At 54.3% G+C, this 2,925-nt stretch carries 1 protein-coding gene and 1 pseudogene; both read right to left on the bottom strand.

Annotated elements, in window-relative coordinates; all coding sequences use genetic code 11:
* Positions 1 to 45: 45 nt before the first annotated feature.
* Entirely contained in the window at positions 46 to 1,686 is a 1,641-nt protein-coding gene (locus JCM25156_RS12730) for a carbohydrate porin (RefSeq protein WP_025813372.1), read from the bottom strand.
* Between the two features lie 942 nt (positions 1,687 to 2,628).
* A pseudogene (locus JCM25156_RS29450) lies at positions 2,629 to 2,925 on the bottom strand (site-specific integrase); the annotation flags it as partial.

Genomic DNA, 2,925 nt, shown 5'->3' with positions numbered 1-2,925 from the left:
TAAAAAAGGCGGCACCCAAAACCTTTATTATTTTGAATAAATATTTCAGAAGGCAATGTTGACAGCCGTGCTGAGCACCACCGCATCCTTGAAAACCGTTGTTCCCCCCACATGGTTCACATACTGGAAATCCGGCTTGATCGACAGGCCCTCCAGAACATGAAACCCGTAATAGGCTTCGTAAATCGTCTCGTGCCCCTGAATACCATAAGGCACGCCAAAATTGGCGCCGGGCAGGGCAAGGCCGTGACTGGCCGCCAGTTCCTGCGATGCGATGGCGGAGCGGCTGAAATTTGACCACAGAAAGGCTATGCCCACGCTATCAAGCGGCCGGTGCCACAACGCCCCGGTATCCATAAGAACAGCAACAAGTGTATGATTGATCTGTGATGTCTGGCCGGAAGCGTAGGCGTAATATCCACCAAGAACAAGGCCGTTCAGTTCACCCGCGCCCCGGCGGATGAGCATCTGGTCGGCTATGACCCACACGGATGCCTGCCCGCTCTGCTTGCGGGGGCTTAATCCACTTATGACCCATGGATTTCCATTTATGTCTTCATAAAGGTCGTTATAGCGCGAATTGTCGTACATTCCCCCAAGCTTGTAATGACCGACAAGATGGTCACGACCAAACGCGGGCAACCAGCCGATTTCAACCTGGGTGGACAGTTTGCCCAGACCGTCCTGCCCCCATGACCAGCCGGAAATGCCGCCGTTATAGGGATGCGGTGAAACGGCGAACAGGCCGCCCATGACATACATCTGCTTCACCGGCATGAGACGCAGGATGGTACCGATATTGCCCGATGGCCAGCCACGCGCGCCGGTAAGATACTTGGTCGGTGATTCCGCACCGCACAGCCACACGTTCATGAAGTTGCAGACCCATGGAGAGTTCTGGAAAAACACGCCAGTCGGAATCCAGCCAACCGACAGGTCAACCTTGTGGTCAAGCCACGCTTTCTCGAAGTAGGCCCAAACAAGATGCGCGACAACATTGCCACGGCTACCGTAAATCTGCTGGACCTGATTGTCGTTATCTCCATAGATCCGGCTCAGGTTGCGGCCATTCCCGTTGACCACCAGCAGATGCAGCCATAAATCCCTGGCCCATGCGCCGGGATGCAGGAGTTTATCCCAATCGACATCAAGCGTGGAACCGACCTGGCCCGCGGCCGTGTAATCCTGCTTTTTACCACCCGCCACATTGCCCGCGATGTCCTCATACACGTCAAAGGCAAAATAAAGCCCGCGCTTCTGGAGCCATGGCTGGATTCCCCCCCAGTCTCCCAGCATATGGGTCGTGCCGAAGGGAGGGCCAAATGACGGCGGGCCGTAGGGCGCGTTCAGAAAGCTCGGGATTGCTTCATAGGATGGGGTCGTCGGCTGCGTTTCAGCATACGGGGTGGGGTTGGAGACCTGCGGGGGGCCGCTTGGCTGGGTTTTTTCTCCCAGAATGTTGCGTAACCACAGGGGCAGTTGCAGGCCCTGCGATGTCTGCGCCGCAGATGAGTCCGTAGCTGTACTACTGGCCGCCCGCGCCGGGCCGCCCGACAGGGCCATGAAGCCGAAAAAGCCCGCTATCCAGCATTGCAGCAGTACAGACCGGATGCGGCGTGTATTCCCGGTTGCGGGAAAGTATAAACGCAACAGGGACAGGAAAACTGATTCATGAGGAACGCGCATGCCCTAAACCTCACGCAAATGAATATCGTGAACCCGGAAGCAGACCAATTCTCAGGGACGGGACGCATTGCGCCCGGCACGGATGGACAACACGGCACCCGCATTGCCCGACCGAACCAGCCCTGCGGCGGTTATGGCTGGAACAACGGGAATGTGGTGTTTTTTATTGCAGTTTATGCTGGGTCTGTTTTGCCTTGATCGTGAATTATTATATTGTTTCTTGAACCACGAATGAAGACAGCCTGTTACTCTCACAACGCATTTCAGTAGGGCGTGATGGCAGAATTACTGTGTATATCTGCCATAACAAAATCCATACCAAGAAATGAAATATATTAATATGACATTGTTTTGAATTTATACGCCACAAAAACAATTACTTTGTAAAAACAAAAAAAAGTCCCCTCGCGCAACCTTTTCCAGAAAGGCCGCGTTCCCTGAAGCTTTTTCATGATTACGGGATATTTCGTTTACTGGCTTTCCACATGACCTGACCGGGCGAAAGACCGTTGCAGGGAATGGAATTTTTCCACACATAATCCGGCACTAAAAAACCTCTTTCTATTTGAAAAAGCAGATTCTTGCCCATAATAACGGGCTTTCCCCATCACAGGTTGCCCTGCCGCATGGGGATATTTATGCCGCTTCAATACCCACCGGAAGCAGGAAAAAGCAGGACCAAGGCTGCTTTTTCGTCCTTGCCCGGCATTACGTCTTTCATAAACGCGAATACGTGATCTCCACGCCCCTGGTCCGTTACATGACTGCCTGCATACTGTCTGGAACAGCCTGTCTTTGACAGACATCCCATAAACCATAAGAAAGTTTTGGGCGCCCCCTTTTCAAGAGGCGGCGTTTTCTGAAGCTTTGTGAACAAAGCTGCACCAAAAACGTCCCTGGAATGGGCAGGATGTCTCAAGGGCAGGTTTTTCAACCCGTCTCCTACAAACCGACCTTTCCCGCGGGCGTGTCGATAACAAGATCGAGCAGTTCGATATACCCCCGTGTGCTGCGCGGGTCGCGATGGCGGACATGGCGGCGGATTTCCTCCTCCCGCACATCGGCCAGATAGGCTTCGGTAATGAAACCCGAACGCAGCCCGTGCGGCGTAAGGCGCGTCAGGACATCGGCGGGCAGACCGGCCAGGGCGCCCCGGCGGTGCAGGATCTGGCGCACGGCATCGGGATGAAGCGCCTTTTCCCGGATCCGGCCATTCACATCCACCTTGCGAAACAGCGG

The sequence above is a fragment of the Komagataeibacter kakiaceti JCM 25156 genome (assembly GCF_000613305.1).
Note: the sequence above shows the minus strand (reverse complement) of the source record. Positions and strands in the feature narration are given on the sequence as shown.